This is a genomic window from Pseudomonas sp. Marseille-Q7302 (genome assembly GCF_965111925.1).
Genome location: NZ_CBCOPK010000002.1, coordinates 146,119 through 168,371 on the forward strand (window position 1 = coordinate 146,119; position 22,253 = coordinate 168,371).

Annotated in this window: 19 protein-coding genes and 2 pseudogenes; 11 read left to right on the forward strand and 10 right to left on the reverse strand. The window is 57.4% G+C overall.

What is annotated here, in order from left to right; all coding sequences use genetic code 11:
- Window positions 1-135 precede the first annotated feature (135 nt).
- Window positions 136-399 carry a hypothetical protein gene (locus ACWPW1_RS21745; RefSeq protein WP_181126037.1) on the forward strand — a complete coding sequence of 88 codons (264 nt, stop codon included), beginning with the start codon at window positions 136-138 and terminating at the stop codon, window positions 397-399.
- A gap of 142 nt (window positions 400-541) precedes the next feature.
- Here the strand turns inward: ACWPW1_RS21745 and ACWPW1_RS21750 are convergent, their stop codons facing one another.
- Together ACWPW1_RS21750 and ACWPW1_RS21755 are read right to left on the reverse strand one after the other, a co-directional pair.
- Window positions 542-787, reverse strand: coding sequence for a hypothetical protein (locus tag ACWPW1_RS21750; RefSeq protein ID WP_231893093.1), 246 nt, complete (start codon window positions 785-787; stop codon window positions 542-544).
- 211 nt (window positions 788-998) lie between these two features.
- Window positions 999-2,003, reverse strand: a complete 1,005-nt coding sequence (locus ACWPW1_RS21755; RefSeq protein WP_017638594.1) for a GlxA family transcriptional regulator — start codon at window positions 2,001-2,003, stop codon at window positions 999-1,001.
- A 119-nt stretch (window positions 2,004-2,122) separates the two neighbouring features.
- On the opposite strand from ACWPW1_RS21755, the gene ACWPW1_RS21760 reads away from it, so the two are divergent.
- Genes ACWPW1_RS21760 through ACWPW1_RS21770 form a run of 3 tightly spaced genes read left to right on the forward strand, consistent with a single transcriptional unit; the run spans window position 2,123 to window position 3,978 of the window.
- Window positions 2,123-2,989, forward strand: a complete 867-nt coding sequence (locus ACWPW1_RS21760) for an alpha/beta hydrolase (protein ID WP_051226121.1) — start codon at window positions 2,123-2,125, stop codon at window positions 2,987-2,989.
- A gap of 10 nt (window positions 2,990-2,999) precedes the next feature.
- Entirely contained in the window at window positions 3,000-3,626 is a 627-nt protein-coding gene (locus ACWPW1_RS21765) for an FMN-dependent NADH-azoreductase (protein ID WP_017638596.1), read from the forward strand.
- A 28-nt stretch (window positions 3,627-3,654) separates the two neighbouring features.
- The gene (locus ACWPW1_RS21770) at window positions 3,655-3,978 is read left to right on the forward strand and encodes a YciI family protein (protein WP_017638597.1); all 324 of its coding nucleotides are present in this window, start codon (window positions 3,655-3,657) and stop codon (window positions 3,976-3,978) included.
- Between the two features lie 141 nt (window positions 3,979-4,119).
- On the opposite strand, the gene ACWPW1_RS21775 is transcribed toward ACWPW1_RS21770, so the two are convergent.
- On the reverse strand, window positions 4,120-5,088 hold the full coding sequence (locus tag ACWPW1_RS21775) for a DNA replication terminus site-binding protein (RefSeq protein WP_454254009.1): 969 nt from the start codon (window positions 5,086-5,088) through the stop codon (window positions 4,120-4,122).
- 399 nt (window positions 5,089-5,487) lie between these two features.
- Entirely contained in the window at window positions 5,488-6,201 is a 714-nt protein-coding gene (locus ACWPW1_RS21780; protein WP_074585321.1) for a LysR substrate-binding domain-containing protein, read from the reverse strand.
- Between the two features lie 242 nt (window positions 6,202-6,443).
- Between ACWPW1_RS21780 and ACWPW1_RS21785 the strand changes: the two are divergent.
- A pseudogene (locus ACWPW1_RS21785) lies at window positions 6,444-7,093 on the forward strand (tyrosine-type recombinase/integrase); the annotation flags it as partial.
- A 104-nt stretch (window positions 7,094-7,197) separates the two neighbouring features.
- The gene (locus tag ACWPW1_RS21790) at window positions 7,198-7,449 is read left to right on the forward strand and encodes a hypothetical protein (protein ID WP_017638774.1); all 252 of its coding nucleotides are present in this window, start codon (window positions 7,198-7,200) and stop codon (window positions 7,447-7,449) included.
- A gap of 51 nt (window positions 7,450-7,500) precedes the next feature.
- On the opposite strand, the gene ACWPW1_RS21795 is transcribed toward ACWPW1_RS21790, so the two are convergent.
- Window positions 7,501-8,277, reverse strand: coding sequence for a cation diffusion facilitator family transporter (locus ACWPW1_RS21795; RefSeq protein ID WP_017638775.1), 777 nt, complete (start codon window positions 8,275-8,277; stop codon window positions 7,501-7,503).
- 68 nt (window positions 8,278-8,345) lie between these two features.
- Here ACWPW1_RS21795 and ACWPW1_RS21800 point away from each other — a divergent pair, with 68 nt between their 5' ends.
- The 3 genes from ACWPW1_RS21800 to ACWPW1_RS21810 all read left to right on the forward strand — a co-directional run bounded on the left by ACWPW1_RS21800 (window position 8,346) and on the right by ACWPW1_RS21810 (window position 11,184).
- The gene (locus tag ACWPW1_RS21800) at window positions 8,346-8,777 is read left to right on the forward strand and encodes a MerR family transcriptional regulator (protein ID WP_017638776.1); all 432 of its coding nucleotides are present in this window, start codon (window positions 8,346-8,348) and stop codon (window positions 8,775-8,777) included.
- Between the two features lie 360 nt (window positions 8,778-9,137).
- Complete coding sequence (locus tag ACWPW1_RS21805) at window positions 9,138-10,544, forward strand: AAA family ATPase (protein WP_143008583.1); 1,407 nt, start codon at window positions 9,138-9,140, stop codon at window positions 10,542-10,544.
- Window positions 10,528-11,184, forward strand: coding sequence for an HNH endonuclease (locus tag ACWPW1_RS21810; protein WP_074585320.1), 657 nt, complete (start codon window positions 10,528-10,530; stop codon window positions 11,182-11,184). The genes ACWPW1_RS21805 and ACWPW1_RS21810 overlap by 17 nt, the downstream gene beginning before the upstream one ends.
- Window positions 11,185-11,509: 325 nt before the next feature.
- Here the strand turns inward: ACWPW1_RS21810 and ACWPW1_RS21815 are convergent, their stop codons facing one another.
- Window positions 11,510-11,698, reverse strand: coding sequence for a LysR family transcriptional regulator (locus ACWPW1_RS21815; RefSeq protein ID WP_081348011.1), 189 nt, complete (start codon window positions 11,696-11,698; stop codon window positions 11,510-11,512).
- A gap of 1,170 nt (window positions 11,699-12,868) precedes the next feature.
- Here ACWPW1_RS21815 and ACWPW1_RS21820 point away from each other — a divergent pair.
- Entirely contained in the window at window positions 12,869-14,164 is a 1,296-nt protein-coding gene (locus tag ACWPW1_RS21820) for an OprD family porin (RefSeq protein WP_231357420.1), read from the forward strand.
- A gap of 196 nt (window positions 14,165-14,360) precedes the next feature.
- Window positions 14,361-15,509, forward strand: a pseudogene (locus ACWPW1_RS21825) (IS3 family transposase).
- A gap of 516 nt (window positions 15,510-16,025) precedes the next feature.
- Here the strand turns inward: ACWPW1_RS21825 and ACWPW1_RS21830 are convergent.
- The 4 genes from ACWPW1_RS21830 to ACWPW1_RS21845 form a co-directional block, all read right to left on the reverse strand.
- Complete coding sequence (locus ACWPW1_RS21830; RefSeq protein WP_017638791.1) at window positions 16,026-16,235, reverse strand: hypothetical protein; 210 nt, start codon at window positions 16,233-16,235, stop codon at window positions 16,026-16,028.
- A gap of 91 nt (window positions 16,236-16,326) precedes the next feature.
- Window positions 16,327-19,464: a CusA/CzcA family heavy metal efflux RND transporter gene (locus ACWPW1_RS21835; protein ID WP_017638792.1), complete on the reverse strand. Its 3,138-nt coding sequence runs from the start codon at window positions 19,462-19,464 to the stop codon at window positions 16,327-16,329.
- 9 nt (window positions 19,465-19,473) lie between these two features.
- A complete protein-coding gene (locus ACWPW1_RS21840) occupies window positions 19,474-20,748 on the reverse strand; it encodes an efflux RND transporter periplasmic adaptor subunit (protein WP_017638793.1) in 1,275 nt (424 codons plus the stop codon).
- Between the two features lie 41 nt (window positions 20,749-20,789).
- Complete coding sequence (locus ACWPW1_RS21845) at window positions 20,790-22,037, reverse strand: TolC family protein (RefSeq protein WP_231357402.1); 1,248 nt, start codon at window positions 22,035-22,037, stop codon at window positions 20,790-20,792.
- Window positions 22,038-22,253 lie beyond the last annotated feature (216 nt).

Genomic DNA, 22,253 nt, shown 5'->3' on the forward strand with positions numbered 1-22,253 from the left:
GAGGATACGCTTCGCTAGCGGAGCGCTCGAGGGTCATGCGGCGCCTCCGGAAACGTTCGGATCTTCGATGGAAGCCTGTCTGCAGCAGAGCTATTCGCTGTCGCTGGTGTGTGGAAGCCGCATAAGGATGCTGGTGTGCTGACAGATCAAGAGATCAAATGGGCCGCGCTGCTCGTAGTGGTCGTGAGCGTTGCGAGGGCGCAGTTGCGAAAGCGGTGGCCTGAACAGGTGCGACGATGGGAGCACCTGGTCGATCTGTCGATCTTGGTGACGGTGATCTTTCTGATGATGGCAGCCCTTACTAATCTCGGCAGGGAGCCGGGCCGACCGATGCCCGCAGGGCCGACCAGGATTGCCTCCGTGGCGCTGACAGATATCTCGCTCCAGCGCCACAGCTGAGCGCAGGCGCTAGGCCGGTGACTCGTAGGTGATGCCGCCGAGCCGATACGTCAAAGGCGTCTTGAGCGGTACCCGATTACCCTCCGCCACTTCCATCCGCTGGCCACCGGTGGGCAGGTAGAGGTTGCGTTCTGCCTAGACGTCAGCGCGCTTTCACATCGCCGCGCCGCCGGCCGCGGGCCGCACGATCGAAGTCGCGCAGCGCCGAGACCTTCGGCTCGGCCTCGCCGGCGAGCACGAACACCGGCAGGTTGGCTTTGATTATGGCGTCCCACTTCTCGCCGCGCTCACCAAACCAGAGCGTGCAGCGCGGATGGGCGCCACGACCTTGTGCTTGATCAGCACCTAGTCGTCCGCGAGGTTCGCGATCGTGCGCAGATCTTGGCACTCGGGGGTTTGCTTGAGCGGTATCCCTTCCTGCCTCTCCCTATTCTCGGCCTCCGCTCGCACCTGCTCGCGCACAGTCGCCACCGGTATCCGCTGATTGCTGGTGGTGTGGCCAGCCCAGCCTAGGTGAAGGAGATCCGGCGTGACGCACCGTCGCAGCCTTGGACAGTGCAATACATCCCTTCGGTATGACATCGGTGCCGGACCACGCCCTACCCAATTCTTCCCTTCGCCCAACGGCGATACTCTGCTGGGTTCATTCCGGTAATTTGCGTGAATGCGCGGCGGAAAGATGTGTCCTCGTTATAGCCACATTCAAGTGCCACCTGCTTGATACTCGCGCTCGGTGCCTGGAGCAGCACACAGGCGGTTTCTATCCTTACCCGCGTGATCAATTCTTTAGGTGACTCATTCGTCAAATGCTTGAGGCGTCTGTGCAACGTACGGTCGCTGACGTGCAGCGCCTTAGCCAGTTCCAAGGCAGTTAGCCCGCCGGGGCTGCGGCGGATAAGCTGCTCTGCTTCGAGCAGGAATGGATCGCTTCCATTGATGAACCCTCTGGGGGCGTAGATCGATTGGGGCAAGGGCAGGCTGTCCGCCACGGATATATCTGCGGCCAGCCTTGCTATCTCAACGCCAGCGGAATTCCTGATTATTTGTAGCGCCAAGTCGATCCAGGAAAGCGGGCCTCCTGTCGTAATCACCTGGTCGTGCGATTCCATCGCGGACCCCCACACAGGTAAAGCCCTAGGAAACCGCCGTTTGAAAACGTGGTGGAGCCACCATGTTGTGGTGCATCGGCGTCTATCAAGGAGGCCAGCTTCGCCGAGTACGAACGTACCGGCACAGGCCCCACCAACCCACGCCCCCTTTTGGTGACAGGCGCTAATCCAATCCGAGGCTTGCATGACCGACTTAGTCAATGGCGGCGCGCGATCGGCGGCCAATGCCATGCCCGTGACGAGTACGGCATCGCATACCTCCACGTCGCGGAACGAAGCATCGACCGAGATCAAGCGGCCCTGGGGATCACGCAACGAGTTGCCGTCAGCACTAACAACGACCGTTTCAAACTCCGGCCGAGCAGCGTGCCCCGGGCTCTGGGGTAACTCCAAAGGCGGCGATCGCAAAGTCTGATTGGTCATCCAGAACAGATCTGACAATCCGGCGATAGCGGACAGGAGGCTGCCTTCAAGGGCAACGATAGCAATACGCACAGTCTCAGTCCTTCTCTTTGGAAATGGCGAATTTTCCATGAACTATGGCTGGTTTGGCATCTCACGTCTTGTTTTACGGCAACCTAGACTAGCTCCACAACTCACCTGAGTAGCCAAACATGAAGCTGTCTCCTGACCTTTTGCTCCTAGGCCAAGCACCTCGTCTTGCCTGGGCCTGGCTGATACGGATAGGAGCCTTGCTTGGCCTATCCACTGGATTGGCCAGCTCGCCCGCATCGGCTGATGCGCCTGCCCAGAGAATCGAGAATATCGTTTTGGTGCATGGCGCCTTCGTTGATGGGTCGAGCTGGTCTCCCGTGCTGGAGCAGCTGATCGAGATGGGCTACCACGTCACCGCCGTTCAGAATCCGCTTACCTCACTGAGCGATGATGTGTCGGCCACCGAGCGAGTGTTGCAAAGACAAAAAGGGGATGTCCTGCTGGTAGGTCACTCATGGGCAGGAACGGTGATCACTCAAGCAGGTAATGCTACGAACGTTAAAGGTCTCGTCTATGTGTCCGCGCTCGCCCCTGATAGCGGCGAGTCAACAATTGATCTCCTCAATCATCTGAATGCGCCCGCAATGGCGCTCGCTCCCGACCGTGAAGGTCTGCTGTGGTTAGACAGTCCGACCCTTTTCCACTCCGTCATGGCGGCCGACTTGCCCATCGCTGCAGCCCGTTCCTTGGCGGCTCGCCAACAACCCATAGCGGCGAACAGCTTTAGCACCCCTATTGAGCACGCTGCCTGGCGCGACAAACCAAGTTGGTACCTGCAGACGCTCAACGACCAGGCGCTAGCTCCATGGGTACAGCAGGCCATTGCGCAACGCCTAGGCGCCACCCTCCATTCGGTACCTTCCAGCCACTTGTCGCTGCTATCTCAACCGGAGGTCGTCGCTCGCCTGATCGATGAGGCCGCTAGGGGAGTGCCCCATGACAAAGATCATCGCCCCGCTAAGACCATGCCTATCCCCCAACCCTGAGGATATCAACATGAAATTGCTTCACATCGACTCCAGCATCATGGGCAACGCTTCTGTTACACGTGAACTCAGCGCAGCCGTTGTGGCGGCTATCCAAGCTGATCGACCAGATGTCCGAGTAACGTACCGAGATCTGGCGACGGAAGAGATAAGCCATCTGAGCGGTCCTATTGCTGCAGGATTTCGCCAGCCTTCGCAGGCTGATGTTGCGCCGGAAGCCTTAGCGCAACATCAGCTATCCGAAGCACTGGTAACGGAGTTTCTGGCCAGCGACGTGCTGGTCATAGGCGCCCCTATGTATAACTTCAGCGTGCCGACCCAACTGAAAGCCTGGCTAGATAGGATTGCGCAGGTAAATCGTACTTTTAAATATACCGATAGAGGTCCGATTGGACTCACTCGTGACAAGTATATCGTCGTGGTATCTGCACGAGGAGGCTTCTATGCCGACGGCTCGTTCCAGGACATGGACTTTCAAGAGCGTTACCTTCGAGCATTCTTCGCCTTTCTAGGCGTAAAGGACGTCGAGTTTGTCCGTGCTGAAGGTACATCGCGAGGAGACGCAGTCCGTCAAGCCGGGATCGAATCGGCGTCTTCATCAATCCGCGCCATCGTGGCCAGTCTTCCGGCCAATTGAACGCAGATATCGTAGCGAGGATTCAACCATGATTTACGCTATCAACTTGACCTACACTAGCACCTCGGAAGCTATTAACGCCTGCCTTGACGCACACAAGGAGTGGTTGATTCACCATCTGAGCGCCGAGCGGATACTCTTCGCAGGTCCTCTTGAGGACAAGGCCGGCGGTTTCATCCTCGCTTTTGGGTCTTCGTTGTCAGAGATCGAGCAGATGCTCGCGGCTGACCCCTTCGTTGCTCATGGACTTGTTAGGACTGATATCCTCGCGACCCAACCTGCCCTTCGTGCCGCGAACTTTTCAGGTGTGTGGGCAGCCGCTGCAAAGCCTATCTCGCCTGGCTCGGCATAAGCCCCGGCTGTTTTTTCCTACATATCACTGGGCGACTGATGCGTTGTGATTGCTAACCTAGCGCGTCGAGTTGCCTCTATCTCGTCCGAGATATCGAGGCTGGTAGGGTGCCGCTATTCCGCCACGAGGACTCAACTTACGTTACGTCGGTGATTCGTAGGTAATACCACCTAGTCGATACGTCGAGGGCGTAAGGAGCGGATTTCGGTCGCCCTGCTGCGACCGCTGGTTACCCGTAGGCAGGTAGAGGTTGCGCTCTGCCCAGACCTCAGCGCGCGCCTTCACATCGCCGCGCTGGCGGCCTCGGGCTGCACGATCGAAGTCGCGCAGCGCCGAGACCTTCGGCTCGGCCTCGCCGGCGAGCACGAACACCGGCAGATTGGCCTTGATGATGGCGTCCCACTTCTCGCCGCGCTCGCCGAACCAGAGCGTGCAGCGCGGGTGCGGGGCGACGACCTTGTGCTTGATCAGCACCTGGTCGTCAGCGAGGTTCGCGATCGTGCGCAGATCCTGGTGCTCGGGCGTTTGCTCGAGCGGTATCCCCTGCTGCTGCGCCCTACTCTCGGCCTCCGCCTGTAGCTGCTCGCGCACGGTGGCCACCGGTATCCGCTGGTTGCTGGTGGTGTGGCCAGCCCAGGTGAACGAGATCCTCCGCGGCGCGCCATCGAAGGCGTGGATGGTGCGCTGCAGCTGCTTGGTGGTGACGCCGGCGCCTAGGGCGCGCCGCAAGAGCCGCGGCCGCATCTCGGGGGTATAGCCCAGGGCGACCCGAAGCGCCTCGATCTCGTCGGTGACCACCTGCTTGCTGGCATTGATGGCCAACACCTGCGGCAGCACGCTCGCCTGCAGGCGAAAATAGCCCGGCAGGCGCATGACGGTGCCGGCGGCTTGGCCAACGTCGCGCTGGTGGTTGGCCAAGGCCGCGGTGGCCAGCGCGATCGCCGCCTGGCCGTCGACCTCCTGGACCTCGAGGACGTCAGGCGTCTTCTGCTCGTTCAGCAGCGGCACCTGCCACACACGGCCGTCGACCACCAACCCTGGCCAGGTCGAATTGAAGCTGGCCAGCTGCTCGACGAGCACCTGGTGCGCACGCTGGATCCCTTCGTACATGGCGGTGCCCTCCTCTCGGGCGACGTTCCCAACTACAAAACTATACCACCCCTGGACAACACAAACCCTTATTCAACCTCTCCCCCTTCCACCCCAAGCCACCCCCGCCCCTTTCCTTCCTTCTCTCCTTCTCTTTTTTCCTTCCTTCCCTTCTATCGCGCGCGTGGCGCGGGCCGATAATGGGGGGAGCCCGGGTGGAGGGGGTGCAGGGGGGCATTGGGGTGAGGGGTATGTGCAGGGGTGGTATATTTTCGGAAGCGAATCCGGTGCTTAGCTGTAGCTGCGCTGGTTACCTTAGAGAGGTACTGCCAACGAATAACGGGCGCGCTTCCTGTAGATTCACAAGAAAGGACTATCAGCTGTTACCGCTCCTATCACCCTCTTCATCCAGTGAGATATCTATAGATATCGCTTCACGAGCTTCAGGTCCCTCGCCAACTGGACCCGCATGAAAGCCAGCAGCTTTTTAGCCGACTCCGCGAGTGGTTTCCCTGGACGAAATAGGAGAAGGCTTCGCGTTCGAATATCGAGATCGAACGCCTTGACCACTACCCCGCGATCAATAAAATCCACCGCAGCCAAAGGTTTGATGAAGGCGATACCAATACCCTGCGAAACCGTACTGCAGATCGTGTGTGCATCGGCCGTCTCGACACGGACGTTGAGCGAAACGTTTTCCAGGTCGAGTGCCACTTCTAAGCAACGCCGGCCACTGTCCTCCGGATTGAGGGCGATAAAGTCGTAGCCACTCAGGTCCTTGGCACAAATCGAAGACTTGTCAATCAGCGGGTGCCCCTTAGGCAAAGCGATCACACCAGGTTCATTGATGAGTTCGGAATGTTCGAGCCTAACCACAGGCATTTCATCCGCCATCACCCCGAAGTCGCAAAGACCGGCGGATACCTCTTGATGTACCTCTCGCGAGCTTTGCACACGTAAGGACACGCGAATATCCCGCTCCGCTAGATCAAATTCCGCCAGCGCCCGAGGCGTGAAGGTATTGCCGACCACGGGATGCACCGCAATGGCCAGCCTTCCAGTACCGGATTGCTTCAGGCTCTTGATCCGGTGCTCGATGGCATCCATGCCCACGAACAGCTTATCGTCCACCATCAGGGCGTGCGCTTCCTCGGTTGCGACCAGCCGGCCACCCGTTCGGTGAAAGAGCTGGATTCAGTCGCTCCGACCATTCCCTTGTTTCTGGTTGCCCCAAGTGGTACTAAAAACAGCCTCAAAAGCCCGCCCAGTGCGGGCTTTGTTGTTTCTGGTGGTTCCATGTAGTCTCTGGTCATTCCACCGCACCGTGTATGCCGATGTGTATGCCGCGGGAAAATTCGAACCAAAGGCATACAAGGATGAAGCGCCAGGACATCAAGCGTCGCTCCCTCTCCGATACCACCCTCTCCAGCCTCGAGCCTGAAGCCGCTGTCTACCGCGAGCAGGATGGCAACGGCCTGTACTTCCGCGTCAAACCCAACGGCCAGAAAAGCTGGGAGCTTCGCTACAACAAGCCCGACGGCAAATGGTCTTGGCTTGGCCTGGGCGCCTACCCTGCCGTGACCGGTGCCGCCGCCGCACCAAGGCTGCGGAGCTGAAAGCCGAGGCCGCCAGCGGCAAGAGCCCTATGGTGACCAAACGTGAGCGCAAGGCCGCCGAGGCGCTGGCCGCAACCAACACCTTCGAGAAGCTGGCTCGCGAGTGGTATGACGCTCGCAAGCCGCGCTGGGAGGAAGGCTCCGCCCGACGAATCATCGGCGCCCTCGAGCTGCATGTCTTCCCGGCCTACGGGCCGCGTCCCTTCACCGACATCATGCCCATCGAGTGGATGGAGTTTTTAAGGGGCATGGAGCGCAAAGGCATCATCGACCAGATGGGCAACGTGCGCCGCTTCTGCAAGGAGATCTACGACCTTGCCAGGGTCACCGGGCGGGCCACGCACAACCCGCTTGAAGGGCTGCACCGGTTCTTGCAGACCAAGCCGGCCAAGAACTACGCCCACGTCTCGCCGCCGCGTCCGCTGCGATGTTCGCAAGCGACGAGGGCCGCGCCTGGCTACAGCTGGCAGGACGTCAGCAGGCACGGCACCTCCGCGCAGTCCTAGGCGAAGGGATGGTCGCTAGCAGCGATTGCGAGCAAGCGGCCCGAGGACGCTTCGAACGTTTGCTGGCAAAGCTGGTGGACGCGGCTGGGATCGGGCTCGAGCCGGCCGACACAGATCCGCACGAACAGGCGCTGCAGGTGCTTCCCGCCGTAGCCTACGAACTCACGGGCCAGGAAGCATCGAGTCCCACAATGCTCGCCCGGAAGCGGGCCAACCTACTTGTGCTGCTCGAGGAGAAAGGCCAGCAGCGCACCGCCTAGCTCTTCCTGGCCAGCGACAGGCCGCCTACGGGCGGCCTTTCTCATTCGACGTCATTCGCCACACCTGCCATTGGAGGAGCAGCAAGCAGCTACCGAAGCGCGATGTTCAGGCTCAGCGATGACAGCTAGCGCCTTACTTCCGCAGCATGAAGGCGCAGGGTTATCTTGCATTGAAGCGGGTCGTGCCTCCTGTGGCCGTGCAACCTGCCCTTCCGCACCACGGCGCCATGCGCCGTAGGCTTCACGACTAACCTGCCAAGCCGAGTGCAGGAACAGCGCGGCGATGGCAAGGCCGACCAGGACGTCTGGCCAGAGGCTGCCAGTGACAGCCACCAGGACGGCGGCCAGCACCACGCTGGTATTGGCGACCAGATCGTTCCGTGAGCAGATCCAGGTGGACCTCATGTTGAGATCGTCCGCCCGATGGCTGTACAGCAGATAGAAGCAGTAGGTGTTGGCCAAGAGTGCAACAAGTCCGACAGTGCCCATCCAGTCAGCCTGGGGCACCTCCTGCAAGATCACCTTGCGCACCGCGTCCGCAATCACCAGCACGCCGAACAGCAGCATGAAGCCACCTTTCACCAGGGCAGCACCAGCGCGTGCTCTATCGCTCCGATGCAACACGAACAGCGTCAGGGCATAGACCGAGGCATCGCCGAACATGTCCAGGGAATCCGCTAGCAGCGCCGTCGAGCCGGCCAGCCAACCGGCAGTGAACTCCACCCCGAACATGACAGCATTGACCGTCAGCACGATGTAGAGGACTCGACTCTGCCGACTCCGCAGCTGAGCCAGCTCACCAGCCTTGTTTTCGCAGCAACTGTCCATGGCAACCTCTCTGCAACACTCAGGATTTGGCTTAGGCTGAGGGTTATAGTCACTATAAGGTCAATGCCATGAACGCTTCTGCCTACACCATCGGTCAGCTAGCGAAGGCCACGGATACCAAGACCGTCACCATCCGCTACTACGAAAAAGAAGGCTTGCTGCCGACCTCGATGCGCTCAGCATCTGGCTACCGGCTGTACGGCCCGGCCGAACGGGATCGGCTGCTCTTCGTCAGACGTGCCCGCACCCTGGGCTTCAGCCTTGAAGAAGTCCGTGAGCTACTCGGCCTGGCGGATCGGCAGCAGGCGCCTTGCGATGCCGTGGATAGTCTGGTTGCAGAACACCTACGACAGGTGCGGCAGCGCCTTGCCGACCTGCAAGCCCTAGAGGGCGAATTGCAACGTCTATTGGCGTGCTGCCACGGCGGGACCATATCGGAATGCCGGATCATCGAATCCTTGGCTGGCGTCTCGAAAGCAGAGGGTTTGGCGGTGCCCTGACGGCGGCCGACAAGCGTTGCGTTCCCAGGTGAACGCCACCGGCCACCACAGCCTTATCACCTGGCGCGCGCTGTTGTCCTCCCGCCACACCTGCGGGCTAAATGTGTCGGTTTTTCTGCACCCCTGCAGGACGAACGTTTCCACATGGGACGTGGCTTAGACTATTGTTTGATAGGCAACGAAAAACCTGCAAAACCCTGCACCACCATGGGATTTTCCGTCGCCGCTCACCAAAGCGGATTCAATCTGCACGATGATGAGCGCCTCGATGAAGCAACCGTATAGGCAGCTATCTAGGATAGACCTAACAGTTATCGAGAGGTACCAACGGCCCTAATATTGGCATAGCAAGGAATCAGAATGGGACGCATCATCGAATTCCCCTTTGAAGATAGGTTTATACCGCTAGCAGAGAAGAGCCTATTTGAAGATGAAAACTGCTTTTCAATTATTATTGGAAGAAATGGTACAGGAAAAAGCAGACTCTTAAGCGAAATCGTCTCTAATTACTCAAAAATGATTGACGAGAAAAGCACTTATTTTTTTCGTGCCAATGACTTTATTCCATCAAAGATTTTGGCCGTATCAACTAGCCCTTTTGATAAATTCCCCAGCGTACCCAGGAGCAAAACTACTAGCTTCCGCTCAATATATTCTTATATTGGCATGCGCAGCTCCGGCATGTATGCGACGAATGCCATGGCCTTGATGTCATCAGCCACCAAAGGACTAATAAACAAGTATCTAGAGTCTGAGAGACACGAAAATTTAAACGAAATATTCAGACTATTGAAAATTGAGGCAAAACTAAGCTTTGTTTTCAAATTAAACATAAACAGAAAAATTGCTATAAAGGATCCCGAAAACCCGGATCAAAGATACTTTGTCGACTACGAAGATGTAGGGATATTGCTTACGGACACCCGTGGCAACGCAATAGACGATAGTTTTGAAGAAATACTTGAAGATCGCATATTTGAAAACTTTAGATCTTTACCGCAAGAGATAAAAAACGACATAGCACATGCTCTGAATTACACAATGGAAAGGCTGGACACCAAGAGAGACAGCCTATTCAAACTAGACTTTGACTATATAAGCAGATACCGAGAAGGATTTATTGACAAGCATTTCGCTATGGCTGTGCTAACTTTGCTAAATCACAACATAGTAAAACTTTTTGATTTAAAAATCTGGAAAGAACACGAGCCCGGTGACACTCGAGAATTGTCCCTAAGAAGGGCCAGCTCCGGCGAACAATGCATGCTCGTAATGACACTAGGCATTGCCGGACAGATCGAACATCGATCCTTGATATTAATAGATGAGCCGGAGATCAGCTTACATCCAGCTTGGCAGGAACAGTTCATAAAAACTCTAACGACTGTTTTCTCTCAATACAAAGAGTGCCATTTCATAATAGCAACGCATTCACCCCAGATTGTTTCTCGACTTTCTGCCGAAAACTGCTTCATAACAGTGATTGACGAAAACAAACTCCATCGATCAAATGATTACCTAGAAAAATCCGCAGATTATCAGCTGGCAGAGCTTTTTGACGCACCTGGGATAATGAACGAGTACATCACCAGATTAGCGTTTTCATTGCTCACAAAAATCAGATCGGAAAAAACCATATCCGACCAGATAAAAGCCGAGATGAGAAAGCTACAGACAATGCAGCGCAAACTGGAAGCAGCGGATCCAAATTTTGAGCTGATCAACACTGTTGTGGATGTGTGCCAATACTATGCCACTGATAAATAACCATTATATTTTAGACGATGAGGATAAACAGATAATTAGCGATTTAGTCGCACAAGAGGGACACAACCATAAAGACTGGTCTAAAGATGAGCTAATGAAGTTACGCAGTAAAGTCCGTGAATTTTACCGTCTTGAGCAGAAAGGAGTATGTCCTTACTGCAAGGGAACTTTGTCCGTAACTGCCGCAGGAAACGCGACTGTGGAGCACATATTGCCAAAATCGAAGCATGTAGCGTTTCTATTTGAACCCAAAAATCTATGTGTTATCTGCGCAGACTGCAATCTTGCAAAAAATGATAAAGCCATTCTAAACGAGGAAGAAACGGAAACTCTTAACGGGGATGCTACAAATTATCCAAAATCCTCTGAGCGTTTCAAAATTGTTCATCCGTCGATAGACGAATACGACGAGCATATAAAGGTACATCGAAACAAGCTTTACTCCGACAAAACTGACAAGGGCTGGTTTACAATCGGCATCTGTAAGCTTAACAGATACACCAGAAAATTCGGGTTTGAGCCTGAAGCATTATCAGACTACGCACTATTCGAGCAACTACAAAAGTTCAAGGATGGAAGTGAGGCGGAACGCGATGAAGTAATGAGAAAGCTCAGAGCATTAATCCCCACAAACACGTAAGCCCTGTAAAATTGAATGACCATAACAGACAATGAGGATTGTGATATTTAGCAAATTCTTATTAATCAGCAATCATACTGCGGAGTTACTCCCGACGCTCATTTCAAATTAAGCCACCAAAGAGTCACACAGAAATTCTCTAGCTTATAATAAACTTAATTAATTATTAAAATTTGTCTTTAGTCGTTGTGGACCACAGAAGCAATGGCTGTCACTCGAATAGACCGCAAGCAGCCACGTTCTAACAAAGATTCGGTTCCTTCCACGAAAAGAAAAGACCTTGGAACCATCAGATCCAGCTCAGCTTATCAGCAACCGTGTATGCCTACTTGTATGCCTCGCCACCCGACGCCCAGCCAAGAGCAGTCATTAAGCGGCCTTCAAGGTTAAGTGTTGACGTAGTCGCTGTTTCTAACTTGCGAATCGCCTGGCTGACAGCGGGCTGGCTTACGCTCAATACCCGTGCCGCCTTGCTGGTGCTGCCAGCGTTCTCGATTAACTTTATTACACCTATCTAAACCTCTTATATTAAAGCCATAGTGTCAGTATAACTTAATCTCAAGCGACACTCGTATCACATAGTCACCAGCTATTCGATGCTACTTCATAGCTTTCTGAATACATGCCACAGCTATCTATACAACTTTAAGAGACCGTACTGAGCATGTGATACTTATAGAAAATGCCGACATTAGTCCGATGACCGTACCCATAGTATGATCGAGACGATGGATCAGTATCAGCTAATAGGCAATCTTTAGACACCCTATTTCATCTGCCTCCGAAGAATCAAAAGATGTGCAGATTGATAACCGAAGCCACTCAATTATCAGTTTTTTTGTCAAGCTTTGTATTCTCTTTTTCTGTTAATGCTCGATGATAAGCACGATCTCTATCAACCCTACCTTGGTCCGCGCGGAATTGCTCGTTTCGTTGTATCGACCGCTCTGCGCCATCAGCAGCGTACAGCAAGCTAGATACGGAAAAAAGGAGCGTTACAAAAGCCATTTTTGCTAAAATCATAATTTAAGCCCTTAGGTTTTAACTCTGAAAACCAAACCACTTCAACTGACTCTAGGTTAAGTTGAGGGAGAATTTACAAGATTATCAGCCTTCGACAGGCTAATTAATAACCAGAGGCACAGCCAGCAAAACTGGCTGTAGCCGTCAACGAATCAATGACCTCAACTTTTTAAATATCTAATTCGTATTATCCTGAAACCGCGCATCAACAACATGAAACCTTTCAGACTTGAATGGCACCCGAACCCTCCCATCGGCCCCACTACTAAGTAAACGATTTACACGCTCGGCATCAGCGGGAATGCTTGGATAGCGACTACTAGCAACGTTAGCCGCCGAGACAAAAGAAGAAAAAATAAGCAAAGAACCTAAGACCGCCTGTTTATATCTCACAACGGCACCTCTATCATTTGAGTTAGTCGAAATCCAAAACCTTGACCTTACTTTACCTAGAACGCATATCGAGAGAATGACGTTGCAATTACAAAACTGTTATGAATGAGAACTCGATATTAAGATTACAAAATTGTAATTTAGCAGCAATCGTCCTGAAAGGATTACTCTTTGAAAATCACAGGACTAACAAAAAATACATCAGTATCGACCTGCCTCACCCCAAAGGAGCACCGTCTTGCAAACCAACGTTATAAAGACCTTAATAATTCCATTTATTTTTATACCGCAGGTAGTGAGTGCGAATTCAGCTTCAGAAAACTCTGGAGGCTTCTTAGAAGATAGCTCACTTTCAATTATGAATCGGAACTATTACTTCAATAGGGATTTTAGAAAGGGCCAAGCAAACTCTGCAGGCAACGGCTACTCTGAAACTTGGGCGCATGGTCTATTAGCCTTTTATAGATCAGGATATACACAAGGTACCGTAGGCGTTGGGGTAGACGCAGTTGGGCTTCTTGGCCTACGTTTAGACAGCGGAAGGGGCCGAACGGGCCAGGGCGGTAGCGTTAACTTGCTTCCCGCAGACGCGAACGGTGATCCCACGACCGAGTACTCCAAATTACTTGGCGCCGTAAAGTTGAAATTCTTAGATACTGAGGTAAAGCTTGGCGACGTATTCCCTACTACACCTGTTGTGCATTTTGGCGACTCACGCCTACTTCCACAAAGCTTTAAAGGCATTACCGCAACGAACAACAGCTTCGACGCCATAACTATTAATGGCGGGCGTTTACACGCCATGAGCCAGCCGCAGCAAAGCGAGACGGGAAGTGATTTTGTAACCTTCTATGCTGGTCAAGTGAAGTCGTCTTACCTTTCTTACCTCGGCGGTGAGTACAAGATAAATGAGTACCTCACAAGCAGCCTCTATACAAGCAAGTTAGATAATTCCTGGCGCCAATACTATTTTGGATCCATCGCCAGCTATCCTATTAACGATAATCTAGCTCTAACAGCGGGGTTAAACTTCTATAGATCGGTCGACGACGGTAGAAAGTTTCTTGGGGAGTTTTCCACAAATATCTGGAGTGTTAGCAGTGGCATTGTAGCGGGTGCGCACTCTATAACCATGAGCTACCAGCAAAACAACGGGGACAACGATTTCGACTACCTGAGACAATCTGACTCAATTTACCTTAACAACTCCATTCAGTATAGTGACTTCAACTCCCCGAAAGAGCAGTCAGTTCTTTTACGCTATGATATAAACCTTGCGCAGTATGGGATTCCTGGGCTAACTCTGATGGCCCGATATGGGAAGGGCTGGAATGCGGACTACTCGAACGCAAACTCCGTATATATGCGGCGTGACGAGAATGGTCTACCATTACAAAACCAACATCGCTGGGAGCGTGATATAGAGGCGCGCTATGTAGTGCAGAGCGGACCTGCGAAAGATCTATCATTCCGGTTGAGACAAGCTACCACGCGCGCAAGCAAGTTTGAGTCAGACCTAGATGAAATCAGGATCATTACCGAATACCCCCTCTCCCTGCTTTAATTGAAATTTATTTACGTACATCTTTGTTCTCCTTTGGTTAGGGTGTACGTCTTAGGGTGCCAATTGGCACCCTTTTTTTGGGTCTAATTTCTGGGAATAGCCGCGCAGCTATGATAGTTAACCTATCGCCCAACTGAATCGCCTCTAGTTTCGTAGACACCTCCAAGCTTCATAATGACGCCCATTAGGAGGTGCTATGAGCGACCAACGTTACCCCGAAGAATTCAAAATCGAAGCGGTCAAGCTAGTGACCGAGCGTGGCCTCCCCGTTACTGAGGTAGCGGCGCGGTTGGGCATGTCGGTGCATAGCCTGTATGCCTGGATCATGCGCTACGGCAAGCCCTAAGAACAGCGGCAGCAAAAAGACGATCAGCATGCCGAATTGCGTCGTTTGCGCGCCGAACTCAAGCGGGTGACCGAAGAGCGAGACATTTTTAAAAGGCCGCCGCGTACTTTGCCAAGGAGTCCGGCTGGAGTAGGCCTTCATCAGCTAGCTGTCGGTGGAGTACCCGGTGCGACGTCTCTGCCAGACGCTCCAGGTGCATCCCAGCGGTTACTACGCCAGGCTGGCCGAGCCGAAATCCGTACGCGCCAAGGAAGATCAGCTCCTGCGCGGATTGATCAAGCATGCCTGGTTGGAAAACGGTGGAGTTTACGGCTACCGCAGGGTCCACAACGATCTGCGTGAGCTGGGGGAGTCCTGTTGCCGGCACTGTGTGGCTCGCCTGATACGGGAAGAAGGGCTGCGCTCGCAGACCGGCTATCGTCAGCGCCCCGGCTACTACGGCGGCAGGCCGACGGTGGCCTCGCCCAATCGCCTGGAGCGGCAGTTCGACGTCGGTGAACCGAACAAAGTCTGGGTCACCGACATCATCTACATCCGTACCTATGAGGGTTGGTTGTACTTGGCGGTGGTGCTGGATCTGCTTTCACGCCAGGTAATTGGCTGGTCGATGAAACCACAGATGTGCAGCGACTTGGCCATTGATGCGTTGCTAATGGCGGTGTGGCGGCGCAAGCCCAAGCAGGAAGTGATGATTCACTCTGACCTTGGCAGCCAGTTCAGCAGTTCGGACTGGCAGATTTTCCTCAAGGCCAACAGCCTGATCAGCAGCATGAGTCGACGCGGCAACTGCCACGACAACGCGGTGGAGGAAAGCTTTTTCCAGTTGCTGAAGCGCCAACGCATCCGACGAGAAACCTACGGCACCCGCGAAGAAGCCCGTAGTAATGTGTACGATTACATCGAGATGTCTTATAACCCTAAACGATGGCACGGCAGCGCTAGGCAGCTATCGCCATAGAGTTTGAGAAACGCTATTTCCAGAGCTTGGAGAGTGTCTAGGAAAGCGGGGCCGATTCACATCGGCGCCATCGATGCAGCCGGTGCCTAACTGCCGCTACTCATGTCGATTAAAATTTTTGGTTCGCCAAGCCTGTACAATCGAATTTTTATGCGCATCGCCCCCCTTGTGATGATGGAGATCTGCTTCGTGTCTTCACGCGGCTCAAGCCGCGGCAGATATCAAAAATCTGACGCTACACTTCGATGGGTGCTTCTATGTCCTAATTAATACGACGCGAGCGCGGCACTAGCAGGTCAGTACGTTGGGGCCTATTGACCAACCAGACGGACGGAACGAAGTGAGATCGGAGATGCTTCCTTGCCGTTTAGCATTCTTGATCAGCTGCAACACTGTGCCTCTCATGCTCGTATGTCCCTAGCGCTATCTAGTTGGCCACCCTGCCTGTCCTTGAGCCTAGGCATTCGAGTACGGTACTTCTGCTTAAAAACTTACCATACCCTCAGTCAGAGCCTAAAAAGCCACAAGCGACAAAATGCCAATTTTGGCTGTTAAAATTAGTCGGTCTTTTTAATTGTATCTTGCTTACCTGACTGATTGACCTCCTCCGCCACCATCTCATGCGTCTCTCGATGCTGCTGGAGCGCCGCTTGGCGCTCTCGAAAATTTTCGTTGTGCGAGATCGAGCGCTCGCTGCCGTCTGCGGCATAGCTGAGGTTCGCAACAACGAGGGTGGCGGCAAACAGGGCAGTTTTAAGGAACGTCATGGTGTTTCTCCTTCTAGGGTGCAGTGTGGGTATGAGAGCCACTCTAGAGGGGCGCGGCTAACGCCAGGATGAGCCGCGCATTACAATCCTGTCATCCTTCCCCGGGCTGTTCGCGACGGCGCAGGACACTGTGGTAGAGCGCGGGCAGGACCAGCAACGTCAGGGCGGTGGAAGACAGGATGCCGCCGATCACCACGGTCGCCAGCGGCCGTTGTACCTCTGCGCCGGTGCCCGTCGCCAGGGCCATGGGAATGAAGCCCAGCGAGGCCACCAGCGCAGTCATCAGCACCGGCCGCAGGCGGACCAGCGCCCCCTCGCGCACGGCGATGTCCAGCGGCTTGCCCTCCTCCAGCAGGCCACGGATGAAGGAGATCATCACCAGGCCATTGAGCACCGCGACGCCCGACAGCGCGATGAAACCCACGCCTGCCGAGATCGACAGGGGAATGTCCCGCAACCACAACGCCAGCACTCCGCCCGTCAAGGCGAAGGGAATACCGGTAAAGACCACGAGGCCGTCGCGCAGATTGCCGAACATCATGAACAGCAGCACGAACACCAGCAGCAAGGCCACCGGCACCACGAGTTGCAGGCGGGCGGCGGCAGCCTGCAACTGCTCGAATTGGCCACCCCAACTGGTCCAGTAGCCTGCGGGAATCCGTACCTGGTCCGTAATGGCGGCGGTGGCATCCGCCACGAAGCTACCCAGGTCCCGATCGCGAACATTGGCACTGACGATCACCAGGCGCTTGCCGTCTTCACGGCTGATCTGATTCGGCCCCAGCACCGTTTCCAGGCGCGCCACATCGGCCAGGGGAATGAACTCGACGCGGCCTTCCACCGCTGGCAATGGAATGGGCAGGCGCGCCAGCACCGCCGGATCGCTGCGCAGCGTTTCCGGGAGGCGGATCATCAGATCGAAGCGGCGATCACCCTCGAAAAGCGTGCCGGCCTTGCGTCCGCCGAGCGCCGTGGCAATCACATCCTGGATGTCACCGACATTGAGGCCATAACGCGCGGCTCGCTCACGATCGATCTGCACGCTCAGCAGCGGCAACCCCCCGGTCTGCTCCACCTTCACCTCGGCGGCGCCGGTGACCTTCTGCAACACCCTGGCAATCTCCGCAGCGGTCTTGTTCAGCACCGCCATGTCGTCGCCGAAGACCTTGACCGCCACATCGCTGCGCACGCCGGAAATCAGCTCGTTGAATCTCAGCTGGATCGGTTGCGACAACTCGTAATTGCTACCGGGTACACGCGCCGCCGCTGCTTCCAGCTCGGCCATCAGCTGCTCGCGGGACTTGCCTGGATCAGGCCACTGTGCCTGCGGCTTGAGCATCACGTAGCTGTCGGAGATGTTCGGCGGCATCGGATCTGCGGCGATCTCCGCGGTCCCGGTCCTCGCGAATACCCGCTCCACCTCGGGTACCTGATCCAGGATGGAGCGCTCCAGGCGTTGCTGCATGTCCACCGATTGCCCCAGGCCGGTACCGGGCACCCTGAGCGCCTGCAGCGCGAAATCACCCTCGCTCAAGCTAGGTACGAATTCACTGCCCAGGCGCAGCGCCAGCAGCACCGTCAGCACCACGCTCAGGCCAGCGCCGGCGAACACCAGTGGCCGCCGACGCATGGCTGCATCCAACGCGACGGCATAGCCGCGCCGCGCCGCGCTCATCAGTCGATTGTCCTTTTCCTGCACGCGACCCGTGACGAACAGCGCCACGGCCGCCGGGACGAAGGTGATGGACAGCAGCATGGCACCCAGCAAGGCGATCACCACGGTAAAGGCCATGGGATGGAACATCTTGCCTTCCACACCCGTCAGGGCGAACACCGGCAGATAGACCACCATGATGATCAGCTGCCCGAAGATCAGCGGTCTGCGCGCCTCGCGGGCGGCGGCGAACACTTCCTGGAAGCGCTCCCTTCGATCGAGTACCCGACCGTGCCGTTCCTGGGCATGAGCCAGCCGGCGAATGGCATTCTCCACGATCACCACGGCGCCATCGACGATGATGCCGAAGTCGAGCGCACCCAGACTCATCAGGTTGGCGCTGACCCGATTCGCGGCCATGCCGCTGAAGGTGAAGAGCATCGACAGCGGGATCACCAGCGCGGTGATCAGCGCCGCGCGCAGATTGCCGAGGAAGACGAAGAGCACGGCGATGACCAGCAGCGCACCCTCCACCAGATTCTTGCGTACCGTGGCGATCGCCTTGTCCACCAGCGTGGTGCGGTCGTACACGGCGACCGCCTGCACGCCTTCCGGCAGGTTGCGGTTGATCTGCGCCAGGCGCCCAGCCACCGCCAGGGCCACCTCGCGGCTGTTCTCGCCCACCCGCATGAAGACGGTGCCGAGCACCGCCTCTTCGCCATTCTCGGTAGCCGCCCCGGACCGCAACTCCTGCCCTACCCCGACCGTGGCCACATCCCGGACCCGTACCGGGGTACCGTCCACCGTCGCCAGCACGATGGTGGCGATGTCCTCGACGGAGGCGAGCTGCCCCGGTACCCGAATCACCAGCTGCTCCCCGGCGCGCTCGATGAAACCGGCGCCGACATTGGCGTTGTTCCGCTCCAGCGCCACCGCCAGTTGTTCCAGGGTGATGCGATAGCCGGCCAGGCGCTTGGGATCGGGCGCGATCTGATACTCCTTGGCGTAGCCGCCAATGGTGTTGACTTCCGCCACCCCGGGTACGGTACGCAACTGGGGTTTGACGATCCAGTCCTGGATCTCGCGCAGATCGGTGAGCGTATAGGCTTCGCCGTCAGCCCGGCGCGCCTGAGGCGCGGCCTTCACTGTCCAGAGGAAGATTTCCCCGAGCCCGGTGGACAGCGGCCCCAGATTGACCTCCACGCCCTCCGGCAGGGCTTCGCGCGCCCCCTGGAGGCGCTCGCTCACCTGCTGGCGAGCGAAGAACAGATCCGTCCCATCGGCGAAAATGACGCTGATCTGAGCAAAGCCCGAGCGCGACAACGACCGGGTCCGCTCCAGCCCGGGCAGGCCGGCCATGGCCGTTTCCAGCGGATAGGTAACCCGCTGTTCGACCTCCAGCGGCGAAGCGCCCGGTACTTCCGCGTTGATCTGTACCTGGACGTTGGTGATGTCCGGCACCGCATCGATGGGCAGGTGGCGATAGCTGTAGATCCCCAGGGCGGCGATGCCGAGCGTGGCGAGCAGCACCAGCCAGCGCTGCTCGATGGCGAAGCGAAGAATACGTTCGAACATGATGCGCCCTTAGTGGGAGTGCTCGGCCGAGCCCTTGCCCAGTTCCGACTTGAGAATGAAGCTGCCGCGGTCGGCCACTACCTGGCCGGCGCTCAAGCCCTGACGAATCTCGGTGCGCTCACCGTCCCGCACCCCGGTGACCACGGGGGTCGCCTGAAATCCGTCCGCCGTCCGGACGAACACCACGGGGCGATCCTCCACGACATGCACGGCGCCACTGGGCACGCCGAGTACCTTGGCCTTGCGCTCGTCAGCGAGCCGTACCGTGACGAACAGACCCGGGCGCCAGGCGCCGGCCGGATTGGCCAGGGTGACGCGGGCGGTCGCCGCCCGGGTCTGCTCGCCCAGCAGATTGCCGACATGCGCCACGGTGCCCTCGGTGCGACTGTCCAGCTCTCCTGCAACCACCTCCACCTGTCGGCCAACGGTCACTCGATCGAGGTCACGCGCCGGAACGGCGAACGTCGCCCACACGCGGGACAGGTCGGTGAGCGTGAACAGGTTGCTGGCTTCGTCCACTCGCTCGCCGAGGACCAGGTGCTTCTCCACCACCACGCCGTCGAAGGGTGCGCGCAACTCATAGCGACTACCGCCCTGAGCGGAGGCCGCGCCACCCAGAGCCTGAGCTTTCTGGCGGGCGTTGCGGACGGCGATCTCGGCTTCCTGCAGCGTCTGCCGCGCCTGCAGCAGATCCTGCTCAGCACTGATCCGCTCCTGCCAGAGGCTCTGCTCGCGGGCATAGAGGGTGCGCGCCAGCTGCAAACGCTGCTGTGCGGTCGCCAACTCGCTGCGCACCTCGGACAGCTGCTCGCTGGCGATGACCGCCAGCACCTGTCCCTTGCGCACCCGGTCCCCGAGATTGGCCTTCACCTCCTCGACGATGCCGGGGGTGCGAGACACCACGTGAGCGGTACGATCCTCATCGAAGCGAATTTCTCCGGGGAGACTCAAGGACGCGCCCACGCTGACCGGTGTGACCACCTGGGTCTCGATACCGGCCGCGCGAATCTGCTCCGCGCTCAGCTCGATCTCGCCTTCGGCATGCGTCTCTTCGCCCTCGCCATGGGCGCCCTCGTCTGCTGCCTGGCCGTCCTTTTCTGCGGCCAGAGCCGCGTGCGACGGGGCCGTTACCGCCTTGGCAGCGGCCGCCTTCGCCGGGGGTGCAGCGGATTCGGGATGGTCGTGGCCGGCACCCGCCTGCAGCGTACCGAACGGCAGCCCACTGCCGATTACCGCGATCAGCAGCGGCCGCAGCAGTCTCGGCCTGAATGAAATCATGGTCATGCAAGAACTCCGCACCCGGTTCGTTACCGGGATCTGTAGCGTCATGGGGAGGTGAAGAGCGGGCCATGGAGGCGTTCGAGGCGAGCCCAGGCAGCGATCTGCGCCCGCTGGGCGAGCAGGTACTGCCCCCGCGCCGCAATGAGGGCGCGCTGGGCTTCCAGCACATCCAACTGGGCGAAACGTCCCAGCGAGAAGCCGCGCGTGAGGTCATCGACCGTGCGCTGGCCCGCCGGCATCACCCGGTTGCGCAAGTCGTCGACGTCCGCTGCCGCGCTACGCCAGTCGCGCAGCGCCTGAAGGGTCTCGGCCTGAATCTGCAGCTCGGTCGCTCGCTGTAGATCCCGGGCCTGGTCGGCGCGGCTGGAGGCGGCGAGCAGGTTGCCCTGGTTGCGATCGAAGAGCGGTAGCGGGAGCGAGAAGCCCACCAGATTCACCCGCTCCCCCTCGAGCTCGTCGTATTGGCTGCCCAGGCTCACCCGCACGTCCGGATAGCGCTGGCTGCGCTGCAGATCGACGTCGGCATCCCCGGCGGCTACCTGCTGCCGCGCCTTGAGCATCGCCGGTGTCTGGCGGATCGCCTGCAGCAGCCGGGCTTCGCCGGGAGGTTCGGGCAGACGATCCAGGTCACCGACCGGCTCACCGAGTTCGATCACTGAGACACCCAGTTGGCGGGCAAGACTTACCCGCGCGTTGTCACGCTGCTGCAGTGCGCGTCTCAGCTCCAGCCGCTGGGTGACCTGTTCCACCTCCGCGCGGGTACCCGATACCGGTGAAAGCTTGCCCGCTCGAATCTGCGCCCCCGAGCTGTCCAGGCTGCGCTGGGCCAGCGCCTGCGATTGCTTGGCGAGCCGCACCGCTTCTTCTGCCAAGAGCAACTCGTAAAAGCCCTGGATGATGTCCGCACGGAGGGCATAACGGCGCGCCTCGAGGTCCGCGTCGACCACGCCAGCGTTGGCCTCGGCCACCGCCACCCGTGCGGCGCGCTTGCCGCCCAGCTCAAAGGGCTGGGTGAGCGTGATGCTACGGGTCTGACTGGCAGAGCGAGTGTCCTCGACCTCGAAGGCGAGTTCCGGGTTGGGCAGGAGGCCTGCCTGCTGCCGTGCACCTGCGGCCGCGGCGGTCTCCTGGCGGGCCGCCAGGTAGTCGGGATTGTCGCGCAGGGCCTGGGCCAGCGCCTGCTCCAGGGTCAGCGCTGAGGCCTGGGCCGATCCGCCGGCGAGCAGCAGGCCCAGCCCCAGCACCATCAGGTGCCATAGGGCGGGATGTCGACAAGAAAAGAATAGCGGCACGACAGCGGCTCCTGTGCAGAAGGCGCGACGCTCGAAGGGAGCGACGCTCGATAGCGAAGCCGACTCTAGGGAGCGCCACCTATCGCTCCGGTGACACCAACATTACAAAGCTGCAAGGAAGTTGCCGCCGGGCAAGGATAGCGGCAGGCTTGGTCGCTTGACCCTCTACTGGCTACAGGCTGCAGCCTGCGTCGCCCTCTCGACACGACCGACACC

Coding starts and splice junctions, on each gene's coding strand:
- ACWPW1_RS21760 (WP_051226121.1), top strand. CDS start 2,123: ATGAAGCTGTCTCCTGACCTTTTGCTCCTAGGCCAAGCACCTCGTCTT.
- ACWPW1_RS21765 (WP_017638596.1), top strand. CDS start 3,000: ATGAAATTGCTTCACATCGACTCCAGCATCATGGGCAACGCTTCTGTT.
- ACWPW1_RS21770 (WP_017638597.1), top strand. CDS start 3,655: ATGATTTACGCTATCAACTTGACCTACACTAGCACCTCGGAAGCTATT.
- ACWPW1_RS21775 (WP_454254009.1), bottom strand. CDS start 5,088: ATGTACGAAGGGATCCAGCGTGCGCACCAGGTGCTCGTCGAGCAGCTG.
- ACWPW1_RS21780 (WP_074585321.1), bottom strand. CDS start 6,201: ATGGTGGACGATAAGCTGTTCGTGGGCATGGATGCCATCGAGCACCGG.
- ACWPW1_RS21790 (WP_017638774.1), top strand. CDS start 7,198: ATGGTCGCTAGCAGCGATTGCGAGCAAGCGGCCCGAGGACGCTTCGAA.
- ACWPW1_RS21795 (WP_017638775.1), bottom strand. CDS start 8,277: ATGGACAGTTGCTGCGAAAACAAGGCTGGTGAGCTGGCTCAGCTGCGG.
- ACWPW1_RS21800 (WP_017638776.1), top strand. CDS start 8,346: ATGAACGCTTCTGCCTACACCATCGGTCAGCTAGCGAAGGCCACGGAT.
- ACWPW1_RS21805 (WP_143008583.1), top strand. CDS start 9,138: ATGGGACGCATCATCGAATTCCCCTTTGAAGATAGGTTTATACCGCTA.
- ACWPW1_RS21810 (WP_074585320.1), top strand. CDS start 10,528: ATGCCACTGATAAATAACCATTATATTTTAGACGATGAGGATAAACAG.
- ACWPW1_RS21830 (WP_017638791.1), bottom strand. CDS start 16,235: ATGACGTTCCTTAAAACTGCCCTGTTTGCCGCCACCCTCGTTGTTGCG.
- ACWPW1_RS21835 (WP_017638792.1), bottom strand. CDS start 19,464: ATGTTCGAACGTATTCTTCGCTTCGCCATCGAGCAGCGCTGGCTGGTG.
- ACWPW1_RS21840 (WP_017638793.1), bottom strand. CDS start 20,748: ATGACCATGATTTCATTCAGGCCGAGACTGCTGCGGCCGCTGCTGATC.